Raw genomic sequence first — 26,200 nt, forward strand, 5'->3', positions numbered from 1 at the left:
TACGGCTGCTAAGGAGGTGGATAGCGATGTCAATCCAATGGTTTCCGGGTCATATGACGCGAGCGCGACGTCAGATCCAGGAGAAGTTAAAACTGATAGATGTAGCGATCGAACTGTTGGATGCGCGCCTGCCTATGTCAAGCCGCAATCCGATGATTAACGATATACTCGGCAATAAGCCGCGTCTGATTATTATGAACAAATGCGATCTAGCAGATCCAGACGTGACGGCGAAATGGATGAAATACTTTCGCAATGAAGGCCACGCTGTAATTGCCGTCGATGCGTCAACAGGCAGTAATGTATCGCAGATTCCTGGGGAAGCGCGCAAACTACTCGAAGAGAAGTTCCAGAAGCAAATAGCAAAAGGAATGAAACCGCGTCCAGTACGTGCGTTGATTGTTGGGATTCCTAACGTGGGGAAATCTACACTCATTAACAAACTGGCTGGAAGAACGGTAGCTGCAACTGGGGATCGCCCTGGCGTTACCAAGGGGCAGCAGTGGATTCGTGTAGGTTCCGAAATGGAACTGCTCGATACTCCGGGGATTTTGTGGCCTAAGTTTGAGGATCAGGAAGTAGGTTACCGGTTGGCGACAACCGGAGCAATTCGCGAAGAAATATTAAATGTGGAAGATATCGCGTTCTACGCGCTGAAATATGTTGCATCCCATTATTGGGGGCGGTTGTCTGAACGATTCGGCATTACTGGCGATGCCATTGATGTGGAGGATTCAGATGAAGTGGTTCGTGTGATGGAAGACATTGGACGTAAGCGCGGATGCTTGATGGGCGGCGGGAGAGTCGACCTAGAGAAGGCATCCGGCATTATTTTGCGAGAGCTGCGTTCCGGCAAGCTGGGACGTCTTACATTCGAAGAGCCATACTCTTTTATGGTGAATTAGCTGTTCGATAGACGCAGTGAGTAAGAGCATGGGATAGCGCCGTTAACGCCGAAGGGTGTACGGCGCTATTTCTTTAGGCAGGGCAGTGTTGCTTGGACAGGCAGGAGAGGAGCTTATTCAAATGGGGAAAAAAAAGCAGGAAACGGCGGCGGAGCCGATTGACTTATTAGCTTGGGAACGGCAGTATTGGGCACGCAGCATTCGACATATCGCAGGGATTGATGAGGTCGGTCGTGGCTGTCTGTTCGGTGATGTCGTCGCAGCAGCCGTCATTTTGCCTGAGGGTCTTATTATAGAGGGCATAAATGACTCGAAGAAGCTGTCAGAGAAGAAACGTGATGAACTGTATGATATCATCATCGCGGAAGCAGTTGCGTGGTCAGTCGCCCATGTGGATGCTGCAACCATTGATCAGATTAATATTAAGCAGGCAGCCCGCCGTGCCATGAAAGAGGCGGTTGAAACTTTGGACATACAGCCTGAGGTACTGCTTGTGGATGCAGAGAAGATCGATTTGCCTTTTACGCAGGAGGCTATTATTAAAGGAGATGCCAACAGCCAATCGATAGCAGCCGCATCAATCATAGCTAAAGTAACGCGTGATCGTCTATGCAGTGGGGAATGGAATGACCGATATCCAGAGTATGGGATTGCTGTACATAAGGGATATGGAACAAAAATGCATCGTGAACAACTGCTCATCCATGGCCCTACCCCCATGCATCGGAAGAGCTTTTTATCCTCTTTATTTCCTAAAGAGGAGCAGCTGACGTTATTCTAGTTGCTTGAGCGTATTGCCTAATGCTTATTGGTTCATGTGAAAGGTATGAAGAGAGCTGCGGATAATGCTCATCATCCGCCCACTCTATGCCGATATATAAGTTAGCTATTTGCAGAGGACGGGGGATGAATATGAATATATCACAATTGGTACGAGGCTTGGCTGGGGAGGCGAGACCCGGCGAGCAGCGTTCATTGGAGTTAAAGACAGGTCAAGTCGTGCGCGCGACAGTAACAGAAGTATCCGAAAATGGCCGTGAGGCAGTCGTATCGGTGAATGGTGTTCCCGTGCGTGCTGCATTGGATGCGCCAATGCAGCCTGGTCAGACGACATGGATGCGAGTGCAGGGACAGCAGTCAGATGGATTGGTTATATTGAAGCCAACAGACGGGCCTTCTGTTGCTGCGCTGCCGTCCATGGAGGAAGCACTTAAGCAATCGGGTCTGCCAGATGAACCGTGGGCACGCCGCCTGCTGCAGGATTTGCAGAAGGCCGGCTTGCCGTTGACGAAGGAACTTGCCTCGAAGCTAAGCCAAGCGATGGCCGCGAAACCTCCAGGTGTTGCGGCATCGGAGTGGATGCAGGCAGCTGGACTTGCCCTGCGGCGTCAATTGCCGCTTACAGCGGATACGTTAAACGGGCTTCGACAGGCGCTTTTCGGTAAGCCGCTTACAGATATGCTTGCAGTATTTATGCGGGCAGGAGATGATTCACTTGCCTTAGAAAGCGGGTTAATGGGCAAGACGACGGACACTGGCTCGCAGTCAGGCAGTATGTGGACGCAGCCGCTGCGCGAGGCGCAAGCACTTGTAAGGGCGCTGCTCGCAGAGGGATTACAGACTGGAGGTCAGCAGCAAGGCAGTGGAAGCGGAATGAGCGCTGCTGTGAATGGGAATGGGCATAGTAATGCCGCAGGCAGTGCAGCAGGTCAGTTTGGCACTTCGCCTGTTAATGAGCAGCAGAACAAAAATACGAGCGGAGCCATACTGAATGCGACACCGGCATCAGGCGGGGCAGCGAAGAGCGGGGAAGGAGCACATGCTGAACTCGCTCAAGGTGGCAGCGGAGCTGCAGGAACCGCTGGAGCTCCTTCGACTTCTCAGCCGTCTATTCAAGCTGGTGCATGGATTGGAAGAATGCTTCAATTGCTGGGCGTATCGCATGAACAGCAGGCTCATCGAGCTGCGGTGATGGAACTCACATCACAGCCTCAGCAGGCGGTGGGGGACAGCGCGCAGTCTACAACTGGCGGAGGCAATGCCGCAGCTTCTTCCGCTAACACGAGTGCCTCTGCAAATAGCGGGCTTACGGGTGGAGGACGGCCAGATCTGCATTCAGGTACTGCAGCACCATCTACGGCATCGGCTTCGAATGCTCCAACCGGAGCATCAAATACGAATGGTACTCCATCAGACAAGTCGGGAGCAGTGAACGGTGGAACAGGACGTAATATCGCGCCACAAGAAGCGGCTGCAGGAGCGGCCGCAGCAAAAACTGCCATTCATCCGCCTATTTCCGCGGCATCTACTGCTCCGGGTGCTGCTCAGCTGGACATCTCCCAATTGGCAACTGGGTCAACGCAGCAGGGAGCTGCAGTGGGCGAATCGCTGAAAAGCGCCCTGCTTCATTTGCTGCAAGCTGAAGGTGTCCCTCACGCACTTCGTGAGGCAGCACAGCAGCTTGTACAGCATGTTACAGGCCAGCAGTTGCTGCTTGCTTCTGATCGACAAGCGCCATTTTCGCATATTACGTTGTTTGTTCCACTTGTTACACCAGATGGCAAGCAAACGGCAGCTGTTCATATTCAGTCCCGTCAGAGCAAGCGTGGAGAGCTTGATGCAGGAAATTGCCGTCTCTGGTTCGACTTGAACATGAAGACGCTAGGACGTACACTAGTTGACGTTCAGGTCGTGGACAATGCGGTTGCCCTGCATATCCATCATGATGATGAACGGGTTGGAGAATGGATAAAGGGATTACGAGGCGAGGCGGAAGAAGCATTGGAGCGTATCGGCTATCAGATGTCCGCCTTCCGAACACTGCCGCTTCCAGAACGAAGCTCCGATACGGTGCCGGTGCCAACATCGGAAATAAGCATGGATGATTATGCGGCTAAGCCATATAAAGGGGTGGATATGAAAATATGAAGAATAAATCATCTATCCCTCGGCCAGCTTCTGTTGAGCCCGTACAGCCATCACCGAACTCGGGAACGAGTTATTGGAATCAGCAGGAGGCGCGTCAAGGCGTTCGCGAGGCAATGAATGCGTCAGCGAATGAGGGCGCCGCTCCTCGTAAAAAGGCGGTTGCCCTTACCTATAATCCCGAGCAGGGGGATGCGCCTGTTGTTGTTGCGAAGGGACATGGCCAAATCGCTGAGCGGATTCTCGATAAAGCGAAGGAGAGCGGAGTGCCTATTCAAGAGGATGCTTCCTTAGTTGAGGTGTTGTCCAAGCTCGACATCGATCAACAAATTCCGCCTGCTCTGTATCAATTGGTTGCGGAAGTGCTCTCCTTCGTCTATAAAGCTGATCAACGTGCGGATAAGGGGGGGATCAATCGTGGATCGTAACCGTCTGATGAAGTTGCCGCATACTCATAGGACAAGTTTTTTGGCGTCTTCAATGGACATAGCGACTTCTTCCATCGAGGAGAATGCAAGGAGGAGAGAGCCATGTCGAAAAAGCTCAACCGCCGCGCTCGGGGAGCAGAGGCCGAGCAGCTTGCAATTGCCTACTTGGAACGGCTGAATTACCTTATTGTTGATGTGAATTGGCGCTGCAAATCAGGCGAAATTGACATCGTAGCTAAAGATGGCGATATCTGGGTGTTTGTAGAGGTAAGAAGCCGCACCGAGGGGCTGCGTTATGGCGGTGCGGCTGAGGCCATTGATTGGCGCAAGCAGCGCAAGGTGCGAGCAGTTGCTACCGCTTATATGCATCGATATCGTCTGGATGAGGTTCATGTGCGCTTCGATGCCGTGGCCGTTACCTATTCGTCTTCGTCTCAATCAGGGGCTATACCTAAGATAGAACTTTTTCAAGGGGCATTTTAAGCCGCATGAGTCAAAGATTGTGCCGTCTATCCAACGTACGGTATTGGATCGCTTCCGCCACGTGCGGAACTTCAATAACTTCACTGCCCTCGATGTCCGCAATCGTCCGAGACATCTTTAAAAGGCGATCATGAGCCCGTGCACTCATGCCAAGCTGATCATATGCCTGCTGCAGCATTCGCCTTGCGTTATCAGACATGCTGCAAAATTTCTTCAAATAAGAGCCTGACAGCTCGCTGTTGAACTGGATACCTATGTCTTGATATCGCTTTGCTTGCACAAGCTGGGCATGCATAACCTGTCTGCGCATTTCCTCCGAGCTAAGATTGTTGCTGCTCCAATCGGATATTGGTGATCGAGGCACATCCACCTGTACATCTATGCGGTCGAGTAGCGGGCCTGACAATTTGCTTTTGTATTGCTCGAGCCTCCCTTGTGAGCATCTGCATTCGTCAGTGGCGGAGCCTGCATATCCACAAGGACAAGGGTTCATCGATGCCGCGAGCATCACATGGGCAGGGAAGCGGAAGACGGCGCGTGCTCTGCCGATCGTGACGCTGCGTTCTTCGAGCGGCTGCCGCAGTACTTCAAGCACTTGACGCGGAAATTCGGGCAATTCATCTAGAAATAGAACACCACGATGAGCCAAACTGATTTCCCCAGGCTTAGGAATGGCGCTGCCGCCAATAAGCCCGGCGGCAGAAATGGAATGATGGGGCGAACGGAAGGGACGCTTCATTATCAGACCTGCACCATCATGATTCCATTTTCCTGACACACTATATATTTTCGACACCTCGAGTGCTTCTTCTTCATTCATAGGTGGTAGAATCGACGGCAGCCTCCGGATAAGCATGGTCTTGCCTGTTCCCGGCGGGCCGCTAAGCAGTATATTATGCATGCCTGCAGCTGCGATGGTTAATGCGCGCTTTACATGCAGTTGGCCGTTGACATCGGCGTAATCCTCGGTATTCGTTTCTAGTCCTTCTTCTTCCATGTCATTCGACACCATCCCCCATTTGTCACGGATCGCGATGGGCAGATCTCCCACATGTTGTACATCTTTCAATTCATTCAGGTGGCGAAGGGGGAATACTTGAATACCTTCTACAAGTGCTGCCTCAGCAGCATTGTCGGCTGGTACAATTACGCGGGTAAATCTTTTTCTTCGTGCCTCATCGACGAGAGACAGGACACCAGGGACGGCTCGGGTAGAACCATCTAACGCTAGCTCCCCAATGAGCAGCATATCTTGAAAGGGAGGAGTGGGAATTTGTCCGCTTGTGCATAACAGTCCTACCGCCATGGCGATGTCGAATGAAGTTCCTTCCTTGCGAAGATCGGCCGGCGCCAAATTAATCGTTATTCGCTCCAGAGGGAATTTCCAGCCGCAATTGCGGATTGCCGCTCTTACTCGTTCGATGGATTCACGAATTGCAGCATCGGGAAGACCTACAATACTGACCTGCGGCAAACCGGGAGAAATATCAATTTCCACATGGATGAGTCTGCCTTCTACACCATATACAGAGGCACCCCACAAATTTCCGTACATAAAAACACCTCTCTATCGTCATTCTCAGCACAATGCTGGAATACGAGGGAAAGGTGCTTCCTTATCAACGCTCGTTATTGAAATGCGGATAATCTAGCTAGTTTAATAGAATGCAATAGGCCTATTGTTTATGTGATCTGATAATTGAAACCATGTAGTAAGTCTATTAGAGCATGTACTGTGTATTATAGCTCTGCCCAATTACAACGTCAATTTTTCCCTTTAGGAAATGTCGAGATTCCCTATTAATCTCAAAATGAGATGATATCAATATCAAAAAAATGTACTTTCTTGACGAAAATGAGAGGAAAGCGTTTTAAATTCATGATACAATGTGTTCGGATTGTATATATTTTCCGTTATTGTGATTAACGGTGGCGAAGCGGCGGAAGCGGTTCCCCAAGTTCACGGACGCGCCGCGAGGTGTAGCTGCAGGAGCGGGCAAGGCATGCTGTTGTCCTACAACCTCGGCTTCAAGTCGGAAACAGCCCATGAGGCTAACGATCGGATAGGGGGATGCACGATGAATATTCATGAGTATCAAGGCAAGAGTGTATTGAAGCAATATGGCGTTGCTGTTCCAGAAGGGAAGGTTGCGTTCACGGTAGACGAAGCCGTACAGGCAGCTGAGGAATTGGGCACTCCAATCGTCGTCGTCAAGGCGCAAATTCATGCAGGTGGCCGCGGTAAGGCAGGCGGAGTGAAGGTAGCGAAGAGCTTGGATGACGTGCGTACATATGCGACGGAATTGCTTGGCAAAGTGCTCGTGACGCATCAAACAGGTCCGGAAGGCAAGGAAGTAAAGCGTCTGTTGATCGAACAGGGCTGTGACATTAAGAAAGAGTATTATGTTGGTGTAGTCGTTGATCGTGGAACAGGTCGCGTCGTTATGATGGCGTCTGAAGAAGGCGGTACGGAAATTGAAGAGGTTGCTGCAGCAACACCGGAGAAGATCGTGAAGGAAGTCATCGATCCAGCGGTTGGTCTGCAAGTCTTCCAAGCGCGCAAGCTCGCGTATGCAATCAATATTCCGGCCGAACTGGTCAACAAGGCTGTTAAATTTATGATTGCCCTGTACCAAGCATTTGTAGATAAGGATTGCTCGATTGCAGAGATCAACCCGCTCGTTGTAACTGGTGACGGAGAGGTCATGGCATTGGATGCGAAGCTGAACTTCGATTCCAATGCGCTGTATCGCCATAAGGACATTCAAGCGCTGCGCGATTTGGATGAAGAGGATGAGAAGGAAATTGAAGCTTCCAAATTCGATTTGAGCTATATCGCCCTCGACGGCAATATCGGCTGTATGGTTAACGGTGCCGGTCTTGCGATGTCCACGATGGATATTATTAAATATTACGGCGGCGAACCAGCTAACTTCCTTGATGTAGGTGGCGGTGCTACTACGGAGAAAGTAACGGAAGCATTCAAGATTATTTTGTCGGATGAAAATGTAAAAGGAATTTTCGTTAATATTTTCGGCGGTATTATGCGTTGTGATGTCATTGCTGACGGTGTTGTGGAAGCAGCGAAGCAAATTGGTCTTGATCGGCCGCTCGTCGTCCGTCTGGAAGGTACGAACGTGGAGATCGGCAAGCGCATTCTGAATGAATCTGGATTGAACATTGTTGCAGCCGATTCAATGGCAGACGGTGCGCAGAAAATTGTCGCATTGGTTCAATAATTCACGGACGAGAGGATGAGAGTCAATGAGTATCTTAATTGATAAGCATACCAAGATTATTACGCAAAATATGACGGGTGCTACAGGCATGTTCCACACGAAGGGCGGACTGGAGTATGGCTCCCAGATGGTGGCTGGCGCTGTCCCTGGCAAAGGTGGAACTAAGGTTGATATTACGCTTGATAACGGAGAAGTGGTCACACTTCCTGTTTACAACACGGTAGTAGAAGCCAAGGCAGCAACTAACGCAACAGCAAGTGTTATCTACGTACCGCCAGCATTTGCAGCAGATGCAATCATGGAAGCAGTAGACGCGGATCTCGATCTTGTAATTTGCATCACGGAAGGCATCCCTGTATTGGATATGGTTAAGGTTAAGCGATACATGGAGGGCAAGCGCACACGTCTTATCGGTCCGAACTGCCCTGGTGTCATCACACCTGGACAATGCAAGATCGGGATTATGCCAGGATATATTCACGCTCCGGGTCATGTAGGTGTCGTTTCTCGAAGCGGGACGCTCACTTATGAGGCGGTACATCAATTAACGACACGAGGTATCGGTCAATCAACAGCTGTTGGTATTGGAGGAGACCCGGTAAAAGGCTCCGAATTCATCGACATCCTGAACTTGTTCAATGAAGACCCGGACACACATGCTGTTATTATGATTGGTGAAATCGGCGGGACTGCTGAGGAAGAAGCAGCAGAATGGATCCGTGATAATATGAAGAAGCCAGTTGTCGGATTCATTGGCGGGGCAACAGCGCCTGCAGGCAAGCGTATGGGACATGCAGGAGCCATTATTTCAGGAGGCAAAGGAACTGCCGCCGAGAAAATTGCAACGCTGGAGGCATGTGGTATTAAGGTAGCTCCAACACCTTCAGAAATGGGCAGTACACTTGTTGCTGTACTAGAAGAACGGGGACTGCTTGAATCCTGCAAGACTCATGTAGTCAACTCCTAATCTATTTACAAAGGTAGGCAACCTTTACGACACGGAAACGTGTATAAAGGTTGCTTTTTTATTTTGTTTTGCAAATTAAAGTTCTATGAATTTCAAAATGAATGGGTTGACACTTGCAATCTGTTACTATCTCAAGCAAAATAAGGGGAGCGGAATCGCGCTTCTTTTTTAATGAAGGGAAAGAATGCGATGAGCCAATGGACAATAAGTCAAATCATAATTGCACTTCATGAAGCGGAAGGAATTGGATGGCACACGATACGTGACTTGATGGATAGAATAGGGCCCAACGATTTGCAATATTGGCTGGATCGCCCTTCTTCTCAATGGCAAGAATTTGGTATTAAGCCGAATATAGCTGATAGGCTGGCAGCTCAGTTTCGTTCCGAGCATCTTGAACAGAGACTTGATATCATAGAGCGGCACGGTATTGAATGGAGGACGGCGATTGACGCCCAGTACCCCTTATTATTGAGGGAAACCGCTCAATATCCTTGGGTCATATATGGTAAAGGGGATTGGACATGCCTAGGGGAAGCTTCCGTCAGTATCGTCGGAACGCGAACACCTACATCATATGGCAAGAAGGTAGCAGCAACGCTGGGAGAGCAGTTGAGTCGAATGGGCCTTCACGTCGTTAGCGGATTAGCGAAAGGAATTGATGCGGCCAGTCATGAAGGCGCTCTCAAATATGGCAAGACAATCGCAGTGATGGGAACGTCATTCGATCAAGTGTACCCGCCGGAGAATCGGGGATTGGCAGGTCGAATTGCTGACAATGGGATTGTCATAACCGAGTACCCTCTCGGTATGAAGACACATCCGGGAATGTTCCCTCGCCGCAATCGAATTATTGCAGGATTGTCCTTGGGAACGGTCGTTGTGGAGGCTAATTTGCGCAGCGGCGCATTGATTACGGCAGATATGGCATTGGAGTCCAATCGGGAGATATTCGCGGTTCCTGGACCGATTACATCTCCGAAGTCGGCAGGGACACTGAAGCTGCTGTATGAAGGATCGGCTAAAATGATCCGTTCGACTAGTGATATTGTGGAAGAATTCAAAGGTTGGTTGACAACGATCCCCTCGTCGTACAATAATGAAACGGTCGACGCAATAGGGGAACAATCCCTAACAGAAGAAGAAAAGCGCATTTACGAGCTCATCTGTGAGCAGGACAGTACAATAGATGACTTAATGCAGCGCAGTTGTACTACATTTGCGCAACTCCATGAAGTTTTGTTATCCTTACAATTAAAAAAACGAATCCGAGAAGGCCTTGGAGCCGTATATAGCTCGGAATGAGAGTGCAGTATGCTGGAGAGGAGGATGCGCCTGTGGCGGATTCACTAGTAATTGTCGAGTCACCTGCGAAGGCCAAGACAATTGGGAAGTATTTAGGAAGCAAATATATAGTGAAAGCATCAATGGGGCATGTTCGCGATTTGCCGAAGAGTCAAATCGGCGTCGAGATTGAGGACAATTTTGCACCCAAGTATATAACGATTCGTGGTAAAGGCAGTGTCCTGAAAGAATTGAAGGATGCCCGGAAGAAAGTCAAAAAAGTGTATCTCGCAGCTGACCCCGATCGTGAAGGAGAAGCGATTGCATGGCATCTAGCACACGCTCTCGAGTTGGATCAGTCTGAAGCTTGCCGAGTCGTATTTAATGAAATTACGAAGCAAGCGGTGAAGGATGCGTTCAAAACCCCGCGTCAAATCAATATGGACCTCGTTCATGCACAGCAAGCGAGACGTATCCTTGACCGTTTGGTCGGTTATAAGATAAGTCCGCTTTTGTGGAAAAAGGTGAAGAAAGGGCTGTCCGCTGGACGTGTACAGTCTGTATCAGTCAAACTGATCATCGACCGGGAAAATGAGATCAGCGCGTTCATACCCGAAGAGTATTGGACAATTACAGCACGATTGAACATAGGCAAATCTTCATTCGATGCTAAGTTCTACAGCATGAATGGGGAGAAGAGAGAGCTTTCGAACGAAGCTGAGGTTAATGAAGTTCTTCAAGCAATTAAGGGCAGTTCATTTGTCGTCCATGAAGTGAAGGAGAGAGAACGTCTCCGCCACCCTTCACCACCGTTTACGACCAGCTCATTGCAGCAGGAGGCTGCTCGCAAACTGAATTTCCGTGCGGCGAAGACGATGTCGGTTGCCCAACAGCTGTATGAAGGGGTTGACCTTGGCAAAGAAGGAACGGTTGGTCTCATTACGTATATGCGTACTGATTCAACGCGCATTTCTCAGACTGCGCAGGAAGAGGCTGGCGAGTACATCAAAGACCAATATGGCAACGAGTTTTTGCCTGAGACGCCACGGCAATATGTGAAGAAATCTGCGAATGCACAGGACGCCCATGAAGCGATTCGACCGACTTCGATAATGCGTAGTCCTGATGAGATGAAATCTTACTTAAGCCGCGACCAGCTCCGCTTATACAAGCTCATATGGGAACGATTCGTAGCGAGTCAGATGACATCGGCCATCATGGATACGATGACGGTAGATATTAAGACTGGAGAAGCTACGTTCCGTGCGAATGGATCCAAGATCCGCTTCCCTGGCTTTATGAAGGTTTATGTAGAGGGCAACGATGATGGCACGGTTGAGGATGACAAGTTTCTTCCTCCGCTTGCAGTTGGAGACAGCATGAAGACCGAGCAAATTGAACCGAAGCAGCACTTTACACAGCCGCCTCCACGTTACACAGAAGCTAGATTGGTTAAGACACTTGAAGAGCTTGGCATTGGACGTCCGAGTACATACGCGCCTACGCTGGAAACAATCCAGAAGCGTGGATATGTAGCCATTGAAGAAAAGAAATTCGTTCCAACGGAATTGGGCGAGCTCATCATTCAGTTAATGGAAGAATTTTTCCCAGAAATACTGGATGTGGAATTTACCGCCCACATGGAAGAGGATCTGGATCATGTTGGCGAAGGGCAGCAGGATTGGGTGAAAGTGCTTGCTGATTTCTATGAATCGTTCGAGAAACGCCTGCTTGTTGCGGAAGAGGAAATGAAGGAAATCGAGATCGAGGATGAAGTGTCCGACGAGATTTGTGAGAAGTGCGGACGTCATTTTGTATATAAAATGGGTCGCTTCGGGAAATTTCTTGCTTGCTCGGGCTTTCCGGAGTGCCGCAATACAAGACCTATCGTAAAGGATACCGGAGTTACTTGTCCGAAATGCCACGAGGGTAAGCTCGTAGAGCGCCGCAGCAAGAAGGGGCGCGTCTTCTACGGATGTGACCGTTATCCAGAATGCGATCATGTGATGTGGGATCGTCCGTCTGTGAAGCCGTGTCCTTCTTGCGGCAGCATGATGATTGAGAAGCGGAGCAAGCAAGGAACGAAACTGCTCTGTACAAGTTGCGATCATACAGAACAAGTGCAAGAAGATTCAGAGGATGAATAAGGAGCTGCTGGCATACACATAAAGTGGATGTGACCATGCTGTGTAATATGCCGAGCTTCGCTGCAGTTATTCTGGCCGTTGTCTTCACACGAGACGGACAGAGTTATGATAATAATAGTTAGCTCTGCATCGCGGCTGCTTGTTCTAAGGGCCGCGATCAATGCTTTTGCATACAATTGAGGGGGATATCAATAAATGAATCAGCCTAGAGTAACCGTCATTGGAGCAGGATTGGCGGGAAGCGAGGCGGCATGGCAAATTGCGCAGCAAGGCGTGCCTGTCACACTATATGAAATGAGACCTGTCAAGCAGACGCCTGCGCATCACACGGGACGATTTGCAGAGTTGGTGTGCAGCAACTCGCTGCGGGCTAATGGTTTAAGCAACGCAGTAGGTGTGTTGAAGGAAGAAATGCGCTATATGAACTCACTTATTATGAGTGCAGCAGATAAGCATGCCGTGCCGGCCGGTGGTGCACTTGCGGTTGACCGTGAGGGCTTCTCGGATGAAATCACAAATACGTTAAAGGAGCACCCGCTTGTAGAGGTTCGCAACGAGGAAGTAAGTGATATCCCTGAAGATGGGATTACTGTTATTGCGACTGGGCCTTTGACATCCGAATCTTTATCCGCACGTATTAAAGAATTGATGGGTGAGGAGTACTTCTACTTCTACGATGCGGCAGCGCCCATCATTGATAAAGATACAATCGACATGGATAAAGTATACTTGGCTTCCCGCTATGATAAAGGAGAAGCTGCGTATCTGAATTGCCCAATGAATGAAGAAGAGTTCAATGCATTCTATGAAGCACTCATTACAGCGGAGAAGGCTGAACTAAAAACATTCGAGAAAGAAGTTTATTTTGAAGGGTGCATGCCGATTGAGGTCATGATGAGCCGCGGCAAGCAGACGGCACTGTTTGGACCGATGAAACCTGTCGGACTTATTGATCCGAAAACGGGCAAAACACCTTTCGCCGTTATTCAGCTCCGTCAGGATAATGCAGCAGGCACACTGTACAATATGGTTGGCTTCCAGACTCACTTGAAGTGGGGAGAGCAGAAGCGTGTATTCCGCATGATTCCAGGCTTAGAACAGGCCGAATTTGTACGCTATGGTGTAATGCATCGCAATACGTTCATTAATTCGCCGAAGCTGCTTGAGCCGACTTATCAATTTAAGAGCCGTCCATCTTTGTTCTTTGCTGGTCAAATGACAGGGGTAGAAGGATATGTAGAATCTGCTGCGTCGGGATTAATTGCGGGCATAAATGCAGCACGTTATGCTGCAGGGAAAGCTTGTCTTGTATTGCCGCACCAAACGACATTGGGAAGTATGGCGAACTACATTACAACTGCAGACTTTAAGCATTTCCAGCCAATGAATGCGAACTTTGGTTTGTTCCCGCCGCTGGAGACTCGTATTCGCAACAAAAAAGAAAAGAACGAAGCCATCGCACACCGTGCGCTTGATACGCTGCGTGCATTTCAGGAAGAGAATGGCATCCACATCAAATAATTGGTGAAGTGTAAGGAAGCAGCGGCCGTTTTGTGCATGTCTGGTTCCTTTGCGCTTTCATGAGGCAGGAGGCTGAGGAGAGTGGAATATTCATTTCATGCAACAACGATTTGTGCAGTAAGACATAATGGTGCTGCTGCGATTGCTGGCGATGGTCAGGTGACCTTTGGCAACAATATGGTAATGAAGCAGCATGCACGCAAGGTGCGACGCTTGTATCGCGGCCAGGTGGTTGCTGGATTTGCGGGATCTGTGGCGGATGCTATTACGTTGTTTGAGAAGTTCGAGGGCAAGCTGGAGGAGCATCACGGCAATTTGCAGCGTGCAGCAGTTGAACTTGCAAAGGATTGGCGCCAGGATCGCGTGCTTCGCAAATTAGAAGCATTAATGATTGTCATGGATGCATCCCACATGCTGCTTATTTCGGGTGGGGGAGAAATCATTGAGCCCGATGATGATGTCATTGCAATTGGGTCTGGCGGATCATTTGCCCTTGCTGCTGGACGTGCATTAAAGCGTCACTCTCCGAATATGACAGCCAAAGAAATGGCAGAAGCTGCACTCAAGATTGCAAGCGAGATTTGCGTATATACGAATGATAATATTGTGATTGAACAAATTTAGTAGCCGTAAGGCAGCCGGAGCGGAGGGATAGTAATGAATCAACAAGCGTGGACACCGCGACAAATCGTTACTGAATTGGATAAGTATATTGTAGGTCAGAAGAACGCGAAGCGTGCCGTTGCGATTGCACTGCGCAACCGATATCGCCGCGGACTGCTTGACGAGAGTATCCAGGATGAGATTGTTCCAAAAAATATCTTAATGATCGGGCCTACGGGTGTAGGGAAGACGGAGATTGCCCGCCGCTTGGCTAAGCTTGTTCATGCACCATTTGTAAAGGTGGAGGCGACGAAATTCACAGAAGTAGGCTATGTCGGCCGTGATGTCGAATCGATGGTACGAGATTTGGTTGAAACCTCGATTCGAATGGTAAAGCTGGAGCGTACGGAGAAGGTGAAGGATAAAGCGGAAGAAATGGCTAATGAACGCATTGTCGAATTGCTCGTTCCCGCACCACAATCGAATAAAAGCGGACGCAATCCGTTCGAGATGCTGTTCGGTCAGCAAAATCAAGAACAGTCTGCCCCTGAGAAGGAGCCAGACCCAGGAATACAAGAAAAACGTCGCAAAGTTCGCTTTGAATTGCTGTCTGGTCAGCTTGAAAATGACATGATTGAAATTGATGTAGAGGAAAATGCCCCAAGCATGCTTGATTTTCTGTCTGGACAAGGCAATGAACAGATGGGGATGAACATGCAGGAGATGTTTGGCAATTTGCTGCCTAAGCGCATGAAAAAGCGTAAGTTGACGGTTAAAGAAGCGCGTAAGGTTTTAACACAAGAAGAAGCGGGTAAATTGATTGATATGGACGATGTTATTCAGGAATCCATTCGACGTGCGGAGCAATCTGGCATCATCTTCATTGATGAGATCGACAAGATTGCTTCCAGCGGGCGGGGAGGCTCTGGCCCGGATGTATCCAGAGAAGGGGTACAGCGTGACATTCTGCCGATTGTAGAAGGCTCTACTATCATGACCAAGTATGGGCCTGTAAAGACGGATTATGTGCTGTTTATTTCAGCAGGTGCGTTCCATATCGCTAAGCCGTCTGATCTTATTCCTGAATTGCAGGGACGATTCCCGATTCGTGTCGAATTGAACAATCTATCTCTGGATGACTTTGTTTCCATATTGACGGAGCCGAAAAATGCCCTGACGAAGCAATATGTCGAATTGCTGAAAACCGAGAACATTGAAATTCAGTTTTCAGATGAAGCCATCCGAGAAATTGCCCGAATTGCAGCAACGGTTAACCAAAACATGGAGAATATTGGTGCAAGAAGGCTTCATACCATTATGGAGAAGCTGCTTGAGGACTTATCCTTCGAGGCTCCGGAGCTGACATTGGAGCAATTCCAAATAACACCGGAGTATGTGCGTGAAAAGCTTGCAGATATTTCTCAGAACCGGGACTTGAGTCAATATATTCTCTAAATGATTACGACAAAGTGTGACAAATGTTACTGAAAAATAGACCTCTCAAAATGTTCGACAAACTATTCAGAAAAAGCCCTGACTTTCGGACGAAAGATAGGGCTTTTTTCTTATTGTGTTATAACCCAAAGTTTAAGATGATAGGTATGGCGTTAATTATCTTCTTCTGTCATAAATTTAACGATTTGAATGAATAAAGGCGAATTTTGCACATGCGTCCTTCGACTTATGCACAAAAACGAATATTTTGTCGAAAAAAGAAGGAGAAACGTCGAAAGAAGTGGTATAGTTATATAGTCAAAAATTTAAACAACTAAAGGAGGGATTATTGTGGACTTATTGAATGGCGTGCACATGACACGGCTAGAGGGTGCCATTCAAGCTTCCGTAGCAAGACAAAACGCAATTTCAAACAATATTGCGAATGTCGATACGCCATACTTTAAGCGCTCGGAAGTGCAATTTGAATCACTCCTGAGAGATCAGATGGAGGGCGGTACATTGATTGGTCGCCGGACGAATGAGAAACACTTCTATATTGGACCTTCTCAATCGACGCCGCCGATGCAGATGATTCGCGACGAGGCTACGGTGATGGGGAATAATCGAAATAACGTCGACATGGACCGTGAAATGACGATGCAGGCCGAGAACCAGTTGCGTTATAACACATTTATCCAACAGCTTAACCATCATATCAACATGATGCGAACATCTATGGATGTTAGGAGGTAACCGATAATATGAAGATCAGCAACAGTTTTCAAATTAGCTCGTCAGGATTAACTGCTCAAAGATTGCGGATGGATGTGATCTCCTCCAATATTGCGAATGCGGAAACGACGCGTGCACAGTATGTCAACGGAAAGTTCACGCCCTATCGTCGCAAGGTAGTGGTAATGTCTCCTACAGAACCAACTTTCCAGCAATCCTTTGAGGCTGCGATGAAGGGAGAACCGACAGCACGCGGGGTGAAGGTTTCCCAAATTAAAGCAGATAACTCGGCTTTCAAGATCGCTTATAACCCTACTCATCCGGATGCCGATGAAAATGGTTATGTATCTATGCCTAACGTAGATATGGCGAAGGAGATGGTCGACATGATCTCGGCTACGCGGTCATACGAGGCTAATGTAACAGCGCTCAATGCCTCCAAGTCAATGGTTATGAAGGCGCTCGAAATCGGCAAAGGGTAATCTTCGCTATTATTCGACAAAAATCTGCCGACTCATTCGGATAAGGAGGAATAAGGGTGATTCAAAATACAATGCTCCCAATACATATGGCTCAGCCGGCCACGTCTACCACGGCCACTGCAGGACTGAAGCAGAATTCACCAGCAGAAGTAACAAAGTCTTTCGGTACTTTCTTTGCAGATGCACTCCAGCAGCTTGAAGGACAAGAACAGCAAGTCCAGACAATGAATGACAAATTTATACTGGGTGAAGTTGATGTCGATCAACTCATGATCGCCTCGGAGCGTGCGCTACTCGGCATGCAGCTGACTACTCAAGTGCGCAATAAGGTCGTTGAAGCATATCAGGATGTTATGCGCATGCAATTGTAACAGCGTGCTGTCTTACATAGTTTTGGTGGGGTGACGTGAAGTGAATGAAAAAGTGACCCAGTATCGTGAACAAGTATCTCGGTATTGGAATCAATTCAGCAAGAAGCAAAAAGCATTGCTTCTGTCGACAATAGGTCTTGTTCTAGTAGCTGCAGTCATTATGACTTATTTGTTTTCTAGAACCGAGTATGAACTCGCATTTCGCGACTTGAATGCGAATGATGCGGCTGGAATCATTGAGTATTTAAATTCAAACAACATTCCGTATCAATTAAGTTCCAATGGAAGCCAAATATCCGTCCCGAGCACCTCGGCTGCAAAAGTAAAGGTAGATGTCGGTGCGCAAGGGATTGTGAAGAATGGATCGATCGGCTTCGAATCATTCGGTGCAGACGGCTTGATGAGTGGAATGACCGACAATGTATTTGACGTTCGATACAAGAACGCATTGAACGGAGAAGTCGAACGGTTACTGCGTCAAATGCAAGGTGTCCAAGATGCAAAAGTAATCGTCAATCTTCCTAAAGAAACGGTATTTGCAACACCCGATCAGGAACAGGCATCGGCATCCATCGTGCTTAGCTTTAAAAGCGGTTATCAACCGAACCAAGCAGAAGTAGATGGATACTTTAATCTAGTAAAAACAGCTGTTCCACATTTACCAATTGATAATATTACGATTTCCAGCAATGAGAGCATGTTCTTCGCTTCGGGTTCTGTTGGCGGCAATGGGAAAAATGCGCTCGGTGAAGTCGATGAGCAGCTCAAAATTCAACGTAAGTACGAAAATGATATTCGCATGACGGTACAACAGTTCCTGAACGGGCAATTCCCTGCTGATCAGGTTCATATTCTTGTCTCTGCCAAATTGAATTTCGACAAAATCCACAAGAAAGAAGATCTTGTCGAGCCTGTAAATAAGGAAGAGATAAAAGGAATTGAAATCAGCGTACAGGAAATGCAGGAATCCCATACAGGCAAAGGTTCACCTGAAAGTGGTGTTGCTGGCGTGGGTGATGGAGAAGTGACGAATTATCCTTCTGCATCTAACGGCGGAGAGACGAACTCCGAGAAATCCCAACGTACGACCAATTACGATGTGAATCGAATATCGAACACGATTGAAGCAAGTCCGTATGCGGTTAAAGATTTAACCATTCATGCGGCAATTGACTCCGATCGAATGCAGCAAGATCGTGTGCAGCAGGTTGAGAAGGTGCTGCGCAGTATCGTTGCCACTCAATTAAGAGATTCAGGTGTTACTTATACAGACGCTGACTTGACGCAAAAAGTTTCAGTCATGACGCAAAATGGTTCTAAAGATGGAGCTGCGTCTGATAAACAATCGATTCCGACCTGGGTATGGTATGGTGCGGGTGCGCTCGGACTACTAGCTGTAGCAGGAGGAATTACCTATGCGGTCGTTCGCAAACGCAGACAAGAAGAGGAAGAAGAATATTACGAGTCCGAAATGTCCGGCGCGTCTCAAATCGAGCTTCCTTCGATTGATTTGGAGAATTTGACAGGCGAACATCAAGTGCGTAAACAACTGGAATCGCTAGCGAAGAAGAAACCGGATGAATTTGTTAAATTGCTGCGCACATGGCTAGTAGAGGAATCGAGGTGAGCGGAATGGTCAAAGGTGGATTAACAGGCAGACAAAAAGCGGCAATTTTGCTCATCACTCTCGGACCGGAAGTGTCAGCCCAAATATTCAAGCACCTCAGGGATGAAGAGATTGAGCAGTTAACGCTCGAAATCGCTAATGTACGTAAAGTAGATGCAGCGGAAAAAGAAGCAGTGATGAGTGAATTCCATCAAATTTGCTTGGCACAGGAATATATATCGCAAGGCGGTATTACATACGCAAAAGAAATATTGGAAAAGGCGCTTGGACAGCAGAAGGCATTGGATATTATTAATCGTCTGACAGCTACGCTGCAGGTGAGACCGTTTGACTTTGCACGCAAAGCAGACGCTCAGCAGATTTTCAACTTTATCCAAAACGAAAATGTTCAAACGATTGCGCTGGTGCTCTCTTATTTGCAAACCGAGCAAGCATCGGTCATTCTCTCCTCACTTCCACCAGAGAAGCAGGCAGAGGTCGCAAGAAGAGTTGCGCTTATGGACAGCACTTCACCAGAAGTTATTAGCCAAGTGGAGCAAGTATTGGAACAAAAGCTGTCGTCTACAGTTACACAGGATTATACAAGTGCGGGCGGCATCGAATCGATCGTCAACATTTTGAATGGCGTCGATCGAGGCACGGAACGCACAATTCTGGACTCACTTGAAATTCAGGATCCGGAATTGGCTGAAGAAATCAAAAAGAGAATGTTCGTATTCGAGGATATCGTCAATATCGACAACCGTTCGATTCAACGCATTATCCGCGACATCGACAACAGCGACTTGCAGCTTGCGCTCAAGGTTGCCAGCGAAGAGGTTCGCGAATCGATATTCCGGAACATGTCCAAACGGATGGCGGATACGTTCAAGGAAGAAATGGAATTTATGGGTCCAGTGCGGCTGCGTGATGTGGAAGAAGCGCAGACCCGAATTGTGTCGACTATCCGTCGCTTAGAAGAAGCGGGTGAAGTGATCATCGCTCGCGGCGGAGGAGATGATATCGTTGTCTAATGTCATCAAATCAACACAGTATGTACCTGTTGAGCAGCTGAGAATGCTGGAGGCGGTTCGCCGCCATCTCGAACAGAACACGGAACCGAATGAAGAAGAAGCTGAGCCGGTAACAGCGGAGCATGTCCTGAATAAGGATGAGCAGCTTGCAAGCTTGCGGCAGTCCATTCTCGATGATGCAGAATCGTTCGCTGAAGAGCATGTGCGAAATGCAGCGGAAGAAGCTGAAACAATGTTAAGCGAAGCTCATGAACAGATCGATGCCTGGTGGACAGAGCGGAGAGAGCAAGATGAGCAACTTGTCGAGTCGTTGAAGCAGCAAGGATATGACGAAGGCTATCAGCAAGGGATGGCCCAAGCGGAGCAGGAAATTCAGCAGGCATATGAGCGTAAAATCGCTGAAGCCCAAGCTGTTTTGCAGCAAGCGTATCAGGCCAAAGAGCAAATCCTCCAGGAGGCCGAGCCTTTCGTCGTTACGCTTAGCTGTGCCGTTGCGGAGAAGGTCATTCAACAGCAGCTTACGGTCGATCCGGACATTATACTCGAAATTGCTCGCCGAACACTTGCCCGCAAGCGTGAGAGCGGAACAATTACGCTGTGTGTATCGCCAGAGCAGTTCTCCTTCGTACATGCGGCTAGAGAAGAACTTGGACTTGCCATAGATTCTCAAGCTGAACTGGAAATTATTCCGGATACAAGCGTGAACGATGGGGGCTGTGTTGTACGGTCATCCCTTGGAAGCATCGACGCCCGCATTGACACACAGTTGTCTGAAATCAAGAAGGCACTGCTGCAGGTGGCGATACAGCAAGAGGAGCGTATAGACGATGACGCTTAATTACAAATGGAATGCGAATAAATACATGGATTATTTACGGCAAGTAGATCCTGTCCGTGTAAATGGCAAGGTAACACAAGTAATCGGATTAATGGTTGAATCCGAGGGGCCGGATGCAAGCGTTGGGGAAGTATGTTATATCTACCCGTCGAAGGGCTGCGAGCCGTTAATGGCGGAGGTAGTAGGCTTCCGAGACAATAAGGTGCTTCTTATGCCTCTTGGTGAACTGCAATCCATAGGTCCTGGCTGTGATGTTGTAGGCACTGGCAAGCCATTAAGCGTATCAGTCGGATCAGAGCTTCTTGGCAAAGTGTTAGATGGACTTGGAAGACCGCTTGACGGTTCCTACTTGCCGACACGAATGTCACAGTATTCAACAACGAATACACCGGCCAATCCGTTGAAACGCCAACGAGTCAGCAGTCCAATAGGAGTCGGTGTACGAGCAATCGATGGATTACTGACGATAGGCAATGGTCAGCGCGTAGGTATATTTGCCGGATCAGGCGTCGGGAAGAGTACACTTCTTGGCATGATTGCACGCAATACCGATGCTGATGTGAACGTCATTGCTCTTATTGGTGAACGCGGACGTGAAGTGTTGGAGTTTATTGAGCGGGATTTGGGGCCTGAAGGTCTTGCTCGTTCAGTTGTTATTGTTGCAACCTCGGATCAGCCTGCGCTCGTTCGGATTAAGGGTGCGCTGATAGCAACGACGATTGCGGAGTATTTCCGAGATCGCGGCATGAATGTCATGCTCATGATGGATTCCGTTACCCGTTATGCGATGGCAATGCGTGAGGTTGGACTTGCAGTAGGAGAGCCTCCGGCGACACGCGGTTATACTCCTTCTGTGTTCGCAAGCTTGCCGAAGCTGCTGGAACGCTCGGGAACCGGAACTAGCGGCTCGATTACTGCTTTTTATACCGTGCTCGTTGACGGTGATGATATGAATGAACCAATTGCCGATGCGGTACGTGGGATACTTGATGGACACATTGTGTTGAACCGAAGCATCGCCAATAAGGGACATTTTCCTGCAATCGATATATTGGCCAGTGTCAGTCGGGTTATGAAGGATATTGTGCCAAGAGATCATCAATTAGCCGCAGAGCAATTGAAGCGGCTGCTAGCGGTCTACCGTGAATCCGAAGATTTAATTAACATCGGCGCTTATCAGCAGGGCAGTAACCCGGCGATCGATGAGGCTATCGCCTATATTGAACAAATCGAGTCGTTCACGAAGCAGCGTATTGAGGAGCAGGCTTCTTATGAGAACACAGTTGAGCAATTAATGATGCAATTTCCAGGGAGTTGAATGAGCAGTGCGAGCTTTTCATTATTCATTCCAGAAGGTACTGGATCTGAAGACGAATGAGAAGAAACAAGCAGAATGGATGCTGTCAGAGGCTGTTGGACATCTTCATGCAGAGGAGAATAGTCTACAGGAATGTCTTCGAGAATTCGAGACAGCGAGGCAGCAACTGCAGCAGAGCGTAGACAGCTGTGCGCCGGCTGCGCAAGTTCAAGCTTGGCAGCAGTACATCTCCCATGTGGAACAGCAAATCCAACATGCGAGGACACGGGTGCGCTCTGCCGAAATCCATGTTCAGGACAAGCAAGGTGAGCTTGCCGAACGGATGACAGATGAAAAGGTATGGACCAAAGCCCGTGAAAAAGCAGAAGAGGAGTTCAAGCGGCAAACGGCATTGTGGGAGCAAAGTGAGATGGACGAGCTCGCAACGGTCCGCTATCACATGGCCGCCCGCTAACATGGATACCGGTTCAGACCCGCCGCACAAGCAGGAGGGATAGCAGTGTCAGAGATAATGACAGAAGAAGAGAAAGAAAGTAATTATTCAGGTTTTGAGCGGTTTTTGTTCTTTGTAACTCCAATTATTTTCGCGATTATTCTTATCGGCGTGCTCTTGACGCTTTTTAATGCAAACTGGCGCAACCAGTTGGTGTCGATTGCGAGTGAAATTCCGATCGTGAATAAATGGGTCACTCCAGACGAGGCAACGAAGGAAAAAGCGAAGGAAGAGAAAAAAGAGAAAGCGAAACAGGATGACGCTAAGGCACAGTCTGATCAAATAACTGAATTGAAGGCATTGCTTACTTCGAAAGATCAGGATTTACGGGTTCTAGCGGACAAGCGTAAAACTTTGGAGGGTGAAGTTGCCGAGTTGAAGCATGAACTGCAAACGCTCAAGAGCAATCGCCAAGAAGAACAAACCAACCAAGAGCAGTCAGATCGACAAATTAAGGATTTGGCGAATATCTATGCGAAGATGATGCCAAGTAAGGCAGCGCCCATTTTAGAAAACATGGCGACGGAAGAAATTGTGCTTGTATTAAATGCGATGAAGCAGGATAACCGAGTCAAGGTTCTAGAGAAGATGAATCCGAAGGTGGCAGCTGAGGCATCCATGATGTTGAAGAATATCAAGCCGTCCGACAATCTCGAAGTACGCGCTCTGCAAGCAAGACTGAAGAAGAACGAAAGTACGAAAGAGGCTCAAACGGGGCTGGATCGCTCACAACTTAGCAAAACATTCTCAAGCATGACTCCGAAGAGTGGGGCAAGCTTCCTGCTTGAAACAGCAAAAATCAACCCGGACAAAGCATTGACGGTATTGAGCTCGGTCGATGATGCGACGCGCTCGAAATTAATCAATGCGATGACTGATTTGGACAAGACAAAGACTGCCAAATTAGTTGCAAAATTATTGCCGAACCAATAACCGTAAATTACGGAAGGAGGTGATAACATGTCAGGAACGGTTACGAACGTATCAGCTGGTAATGCAGCATCCTTTTTCAGCGGTGTTCAATCAAAAGGCGATACTGGCGCCAGTGGATTCTGGGCTACCCTTGCTCAGTGCATGGGCGGTGCTGGGGCTGAAGGAGAAGCGACGATGTCTTCTTCGCTTAGCTCGATGATGTCTTCAAATGAGCTTCTGTCTGCGCTGGGCTCCGAAGACGGGGAGGCGTTAACGGCGGTCATTGATCAATGGTTCGATGAGCCGCTTAAGCAGCTGGATGAGCAGCTTGCAGCAAATCCCGACTCTGCACTAATGGCTGCATTGCAGCAGTGGCTTCTGCAGACGCACGAGTGGCTACAACAGCAGAATCCAGGACAGCAAGGAGACTCAGCACAGTTTCAGAATTTGATTGCACAGCCAGAGACGATTACAATAGCGGTTCGTGATGTATTGGCTCAATTGGCGGCGTATTTGGAAGCACCAAAGGGCAATGCTGAACCGCATCAATTCACTCATATGCTGCGTGCTGCGCTTCTTGCTAATGGTACTGGCTCAGAAGTTGATGGGAATCAGGATCTTTTGCGGTTCATTACTGGAAATGGAGCGAATCAAGCGGCTGCATCTAAGGCCGCTGGGCAAGAGGATGGCCAATTGCAGGGTGTCGTGAAAAGGATCGACGAATTAAATGCACTGCTTCGTCCATCTACAGCGAATCAAGCAGCATCAGGAGCTGTTGTGGAACCAACCACATTGGACAGCAACGAAGGACAGCCTGTTCAACAAGTCATGCTGGCGGGTCAATGGGCAATGAAACAGGACGGATTGAATACAGCGAAATCTACACCTGTTGTTCATGCTGATCGATTTGCAAATGAAATGTCTGGATTCATTGTGAAGCAGCTTCGCTTCAGCAAGCTAGGAAGTGTTTCCGAAGCGAAAATCTCGTTGTATCCGGAGCATTTGGGACAAGTTGATATTCGCTTAACGATGCATAATGGACAATTGACAGCTCGTTTTATGACGGAGCATGGACTAGCGAAGGAAATGCTGGAGCAACAGATGTCAATGCTGCGCGGAGCGCTGCAGACACAAGGCATCCAAGTTGAGAAGATTGAAGTTGCGCAGCAGCCAGCTTCATCCTTGACTTCATCGATGTTCCAAGAACAAAGAGAGTCCAATGCTAACCGACAACAGTCGTCAGAACGTCAATCAAAGCAGCGTTCAGCAGCAGCTTCCATTGAAGAAGCAGCAGCGCTAATACAAGATGAAGAGCAAGTGAAAGAGGCACTGCGTGCTCATGGTCAATCTACCTTCTCAGCATCGGTATAAATCGTACGCAATGTAGAACAGCAAGCATTGAGAAGGGAGGGGCGGAAGTGCCGGGAGAAATTAATGGTGTCACGAACAATCAGTTGCATAAAGTCGTAACGTTCCCGAACTATCACAAGGACAATATGGCTTTGGCAGGACGTGTGGAAGAGAAGAAGCTGGGCAAGGATGAATTTCTTAAAATTCTAATCACGCAATTGCAAAACCAGGATCCGATGCAGCCAATGCAGGATCGCGACTTTATCGCACAGATGGCGCAATTCAGTTCTGTTGAGCAGTTGATGAATATTTCGACGCAGATGAATACGATGCAGCAGACGCTTGGAATGTCCTCCAATATGATTGGAAAGCAAATTAATTGGATCGCTCAAAAAGATGCAGCGGACACGGATGGTAATGAAAGCACGACTCAAATCAAGTCAGGTATCGTGGATTCAATATTAGTCCGTGATAATAAAATGTATGCCAAAGTAGGCAAGGACGAAGTCGAAATGAAGTACATTACGGAAATTCGCATGCCATCGGGCGAACAAGAGGATGGAAATAAGACAAGCAAGCCGGAACAAGCCGTGGAGAAAAACTCATGAATATCCATGGGCCGCTAGGACACTTGCCGCCGATTCGTCCTGTACAGGCAAGTTCAACTTCGCGGACGGCTTTGAACGGAAAGACCAATGCTCTCCCTCCGTTCCAGCAGCTGCTGAGTCAGGAGCTTCATAAGCAAGAGGATGTTCGGTTCAGTCATCATGCGCAAGCTCGAATGAAGGAGCGCGGGATGTCCATGACGCCGGATCTCATGCAAAAAATGAAGCAGGCTATTTCACAAGCAGAATCCAAAGGGGCTAAGCAGTCGTTGGTTGTAGTCAATAAGCAGGCGTTTATTGTGAATGTTCAATCTCGAACGGTGATTACTGCTTTGGACGAGGCATCTCAACAGGATCACATCTTTACACAAATAGACAGTGCTGTTCTTATGAATTAATGTTCACTGGTTGTGAATAGGAAACAAAGATGAAAGATTATACACGCGGTAAGAACGCTGTATAACAAGGCTGGACCGTTAAGGAGGCCTTCGCTCATGGAACGACTGAAGTGAGCGGAATA

At 48.3% G+C, this 26,200-nt stretch carries 25 protein-coding genes; 24 read left to right on the plus strand and 1 reads right to left on the minus strand.

What is annotated here, in order from left to right:
- Positions 1-26 precede the first annotated feature (26 nt).
- From ylqF to ACQ5BJ_RS10115, 5 genes are all read left to right on the plus strand, one after another.
- Positions 27-905 carry a ribosome biogenesis GTPase YlqF gene (ylqF, locus tag ACQ5BJ_RS10095; protein WP_005551922.1) on the plus strand — a complete coding sequence of 293 codons (879 nt, stop codon included), beginning with the start codon at positions 27-29 and terminating at the stop codon, positions 903-905.
- A gap of 121 nt (positions 906-1,026) precedes the next feature.
- Complete coding sequence (locus tag ACQ5BJ_RS10100; protein ID WP_005551923.1) at positions 1,027-1,686, plus strand: ribonuclease HII; 660 nt, start codon at positions 1,027-1,029, stop codon at positions 1,684-1,686.
- 131 nt (positions 1,687-1,817) lie between these two features.
- Positions 1,818-3,833, plus strand: a complete 2,016-nt coding sequence (locus ACQ5BJ_RS10105; RefSeq protein ID WP_430109861.1) for a DNA ligase — start codon at positions 1,818-1,820, stop codon at positions 3,831-3,833.
- A gap of 113 nt (positions 3,834-3,946) precedes the next feature.
- Positions 3,947-4,258 (plus strand): EscU/YscU/HrcU family type III secretion system export apparatus switch protein, encoded by a 312-nt coding sequence (locus ACQ5BJ_RS10110; protein ID WP_040737230.1) that lies wholly within the window; start codon positions 3,947-3,949, stop codon positions 4,256-4,258.
- 102 nt (positions 4,259-4,360) lie between these two features.
- Positions 4,361-4,741, plus strand: a complete 381-nt coding sequence (locus ACQ5BJ_RS10115; RefSeq protein ID WP_005551928.1) for a YraN family protein — start codon at positions 4,361-4,363, stop codon at positions 4,739-4,741.
- Between the two features lie 10 nt (positions 4,742-4,751).
- On the opposite strand, the gene ACQ5BJ_RS10120 is transcribed toward ACQ5BJ_RS10115, so the two are convergent.
- A complete protein-coding gene (locus ACQ5BJ_RS10120; protein ID WP_430109859.1) occupies positions 4,752-6,296 on the minus strand; it encodes a YifB family Mg chelatase-like AAA ATPase in 1,545 nt (514 codons plus the stop codon).
- A gap of 523 nt (positions 6,297-6,819) precedes the next feature.
- On the opposite strand from ACQ5BJ_RS10120, the gene sucC reads away from it, so the two are divergent.
- The 19 genes from sucC (at position 6,820) to ACQ5BJ_RS10215 (ending at position 26,078) form a co-directional block, all read left to right on the plus strand.
- Positions 6,820-7,980 (plus strand): ADP-forming succinate--CoA ligase subunit beta, encoded by a 1,161-nt coding sequence (sucC, locus tag ACQ5BJ_RS10125; protein WP_040736770.1) that lies wholly within the window; start codon positions 6,820-6,822, stop codon positions 7,978-7,980.
- Between the two features lie 25 nt (positions 7,981-8,005).
- Entirely contained in the window at positions 8,006-8,947 is a 942-nt protein-coding gene (gene sucD, locus ACQ5BJ_RS10130) for a succinate--CoA ligase subunit alpha (RefSeq protein ID WP_005550607.1), read from the plus strand.
- 189 nt (positions 8,948-9,136) lie between these two features.
- Positions 9,137-10,252 (plus strand): DNA-processing protein DprA, encoded by a 1,116-nt coding sequence (gene dprA, locus ACQ5BJ_RS10135; RefSeq protein ID WP_430109855.1) that lies wholly within the window; start codon positions 9,137-9,139, stop codon positions 10,250-10,252.
- A gap of 32 nt (positions 10,253-10,284) precedes the next feature.
- Positions 10,285-12,378: a type I DNA topoisomerase gene (topA, locus tag ACQ5BJ_RS10140; RefSeq protein ID WP_040736674.1), complete on the plus strand. Its 2,094-nt coding sequence runs from the start codon at positions 10,285-10,287 to the stop codon at positions 12,376-12,378.
- Between the two features lie 195 nt (positions 12,379-12,573).
- On the plus strand, positions 12,574-13,899 hold the full coding sequence (trmFO, locus tag ACQ5BJ_RS10145) for an FADH(2)-oxidizing methylenetetrahydrofolate--tRNA-(uracil(54)-C(5))-methyltransferase TrmFO (RefSeq protein ID WP_268622120.1): 1,326 nt from the start codon (positions 12,574-12,576) through the stop codon (positions 13,897-13,899).
- An 81-nt stretch (positions 13,900-13,980) separates the two neighbouring features.
- Positions 13,981-14,523, plus strand: coding sequence for an ATP-dependent protease subunit HslV (hslV, locus tag ACQ5BJ_RS10150; protein ID WP_163978303.1), 543 nt, complete (start codon positions 13,981-13,983; stop codon positions 14,521-14,523).
- Positions 14,524-14,556: 33 nt separating this feature from the next.
- The gene (gene hslU, locus ACQ5BJ_RS10155; protein ID WP_005550602.1) at positions 14,557-15,957 is read left to right on the plus strand and encodes an ATP-dependent protease ATPase subunit HslU; all 1,401 of its coding nucleotides are present in this window, start codon (positions 14,557-14,559) and stop codon (positions 15,955-15,957) included.
- A 330-nt stretch (positions 15,958-16,287) separates the two neighbouring features.
- Entirely contained in the window at positions 16,288-16,692 is a 405-nt protein-coding gene (gene flgB / locus ACQ5BJ_RS10160) for a flagellar basal body rod protein FlgB (protein WP_005550601.1), read from the plus strand.
- An 8-nt stretch (positions 16,693-16,700) separates the two neighbouring features.
- Positions 16,701-17,153, plus strand: coding sequence for a flagellar basal body rod protein FlgC (gene flgC / locus ACQ5BJ_RS10165; protein ID WP_163978301.1), 453 nt, complete (start codon positions 16,701-16,703; stop codon positions 17,151-17,153).
- A gap of 56 nt (positions 17,154-17,209) precedes the next feature.
- Complete coding sequence (fliE, locus tag ACQ5BJ_RS10170; RefSeq protein WP_005550599.1) at positions 17,210-17,524, plus strand: flagellar hook-basal body complex protein FliE; 315 nt, start codon at positions 17,210-17,212, stop codon at positions 17,522-17,524.
- A 40-nt stretch (positions 17,525-17,564) separates the two neighbouring features.
- Positions 17,565-19,151 (plus strand): flagellar basal-body MS-ring/collar protein FliF, encoded by a 1,587-nt coding sequence (gene fliF, locus ACQ5BJ_RS10175; protein ID WP_005550598.1) that lies wholly within the window; start codon positions 17,565-17,567, stop codon positions 19,149-19,151.
- A 5-nt stretch (positions 19,152-19,156) separates the two neighbouring features.
- Positions 19,157-20,164, plus strand: a complete 1,008-nt coding sequence (fliG, locus tag ACQ5BJ_RS10180; RefSeq protein ID WP_005550597.1) for a flagellar motor switch protein FliG — start codon at positions 19,157-19,159, stop codon at positions 20,162-20,164.
- Positions 20,157-21,002, plus strand: a complete 846-nt coding sequence (locus ACQ5BJ_RS10185; RefSeq protein ID WP_040736672.1) for a FliH/SctL family protein — start codon at positions 20,157-20,159, stop codon at positions 21,000-21,002. The genes fliG and ACQ5BJ_RS10185 overlap by 8 nt, the downstream gene beginning before the upstream one ends.
- The gene (gene fliI, locus ACQ5BJ_RS10190) at positions 20,992-22,320 is read left to right on the plus strand and encodes a flagellar protein export ATPase FliI (protein WP_005550595.1); all 1,329 of its coding nucleotides are present in this window, start codon (positions 20,992-20,994) and stop codon (positions 22,318-22,320) included. Before ACQ5BJ_RS10185 ends, fliI begins: the two co-directional genes overlap by 11 nt.
- A gap of 7 nt (positions 22,321-22,327) precedes the next feature.
- Positions 22,328-22,774, plus strand: a complete 447-nt coding sequence (gene fliJ, locus ACQ5BJ_RS10195; RefSeq protein WP_005550593.1) for a flagellar export protein FliJ — start codon at positions 22,328-22,330, stop codon at positions 22,772-22,774.
- Positions 22,775-22,819: 45 nt separating this feature from the next.
- A complete protein-coding gene (locus tag ACQ5BJ_RS10200; protein ID WP_005550591.1) occupies positions 22,820-23,746 on the plus strand; it encodes a MotE family protein in 927 nt (308 codons plus the stop codon).
- A gap of 27 nt (positions 23,747-23,773) precedes the next feature.
- The gene (locus tag ACQ5BJ_RS10205) at positions 23,774-25,096 is read left to right on the plus strand and encodes a flagellar hook-length control protein FliK (protein WP_005550589.1); all 1,323 of its coding nucleotides are present in this window, start codon (positions 23,774-23,776) and stop codon (positions 25,094-25,096) included.
- A gap of 47 nt (positions 25,097-25,143) precedes the next feature.
- A complete protein-coding gene (locus tag ACQ5BJ_RS10210; RefSeq protein ID WP_005550588.1) occupies positions 25,144-25,683 on the plus strand; it encodes a flagellar hook capping FlgD N-terminal domain-containing protein in 540 nt (179 codons plus the stop codon).
- A complete protein-coding gene (locus tag ACQ5BJ_RS10215; RefSeq protein ID WP_005550586.1) occupies positions 25,680-26,078 on the plus strand; it encodes a TIGR02530 family flagellar biosynthesis protein in 399 nt (132 codons plus the stop codon). The genes ACQ5BJ_RS10210 and ACQ5BJ_RS10215 overlap by 4 nt, the downstream gene beginning before the upstream one ends.
- Positions 26,079-26,200 lie beyond the last annotated feature (122 nt).

Origin of the sequence: Paenibacillus sp. B1-35, assembly GCF_050474385.1 — a bacterium.
Classification (GTDB): Bacteria; Bacillota; Bacilli; order Paenibacillales; family Paenibacillaceae; genus Paenibacillus_B; species Paenibacillus_B alvei.

Coding starts and splice junctions, on each gene's coding strand:
- ylqF (WP_005551922.1), top strand. CDS start 27: ATGTCAATCCAATGGTTTCCGGGTCATATGACGCGAGCGCGACGTCAG.
- ACQ5BJ_RS10100 (WP_005551923.1), top strand. CDS start 1,027: ATGGGGAAAAAAAAGCAGGAAACGGCGGCGGAGCCGATTGACTTATTA.
- ACQ5BJ_RS10105 (WP_430109861.1), top strand. CDS start 1,818: ATGAATATATCACAATTGGTACGAGGCTTGGCTGGGGAGGCGAGACCC.
- ACQ5BJ_RS10110 (WP_040737230.1), top strand. CDS start 3,947: ATGAATGCGTCAGCGAATGAGGGCGCCGCTCCTCGTAAAAAGGCGGTT.
- ACQ5BJ_RS10115 (WP_005551928.1), top strand. CDS start 4,361: ATGTCGAAAAAGCTCAACCGCCGCGCTCGGGGAGCAGAGGCCGAGCAG.
- ACQ5BJ_RS10120 (WP_430109859.1), bottom strand. CDS start 6,296: ATGTACGGAAATTTGTGGGGTGCCTCTGTATATGGTGTAGAAGGCAGA.
- sucC (WP_040736770.1), top strand. CDS start 6,820: ATGAATATTCATGAGTATCAAGGCAAGAGTGTATTGAAGCAATATGGC.
- sucD (WP_005550607.1), top strand. CDS start 8,006: ATGAGTATCTTAATTGATAAGCATACCAAGATTATTACGCAAAATATG.
- dprA (WP_430109855.1), top strand. CDS start 9,137: ATGAGCCAATGGACAATAAGTCAAATCATAATTGCACTTCATGAAGCG.
- trmFO (WP_268622120.1), top strand. CDS start 12,574: ATGAATCAGCCTAGAGTAACCGTCATTGGAGCAGGATTGGCGGGAAGC.
- hslU (WP_005550602.1), top strand. CDS start 14,557: ATGAATCAACAAGCGTGGACACCGCGACAAATCGTTACTGAATTGGAT.
- flgC (WP_163978301.1), top strand. CDS start 16,701: ATGAAGATCAGCAACAGTTTTCAAATTAGCTCGTCAGGATTAACTGCT.
- fliG (WP_005550597.1), top strand. CDS start 19,157: ATGGTCAAAGGTGGATTAACAGGCAGACAAAAAGCGGCAATTTTGCTC.
- fliI (WP_005550595.1), top strand. CDS start 20,992: ATGACGCTTAATTACAAATGGAATGCGAATAAATACATGGATTATTTA.
- ACQ5BJ_RS10205 (WP_005550589.1), top strand. CDS start 23,774: ATGTCAGGAACGGTTACGAACGTATCAGCTGGTAATGCAGCATCCTTT.
- ACQ5BJ_RS10215 (WP_005550586.1), top strand. CDS start 25,680: ATGAATATCCATGGGCCGCTAGGACACTTGCCGCCGATTCGTCCTGTA.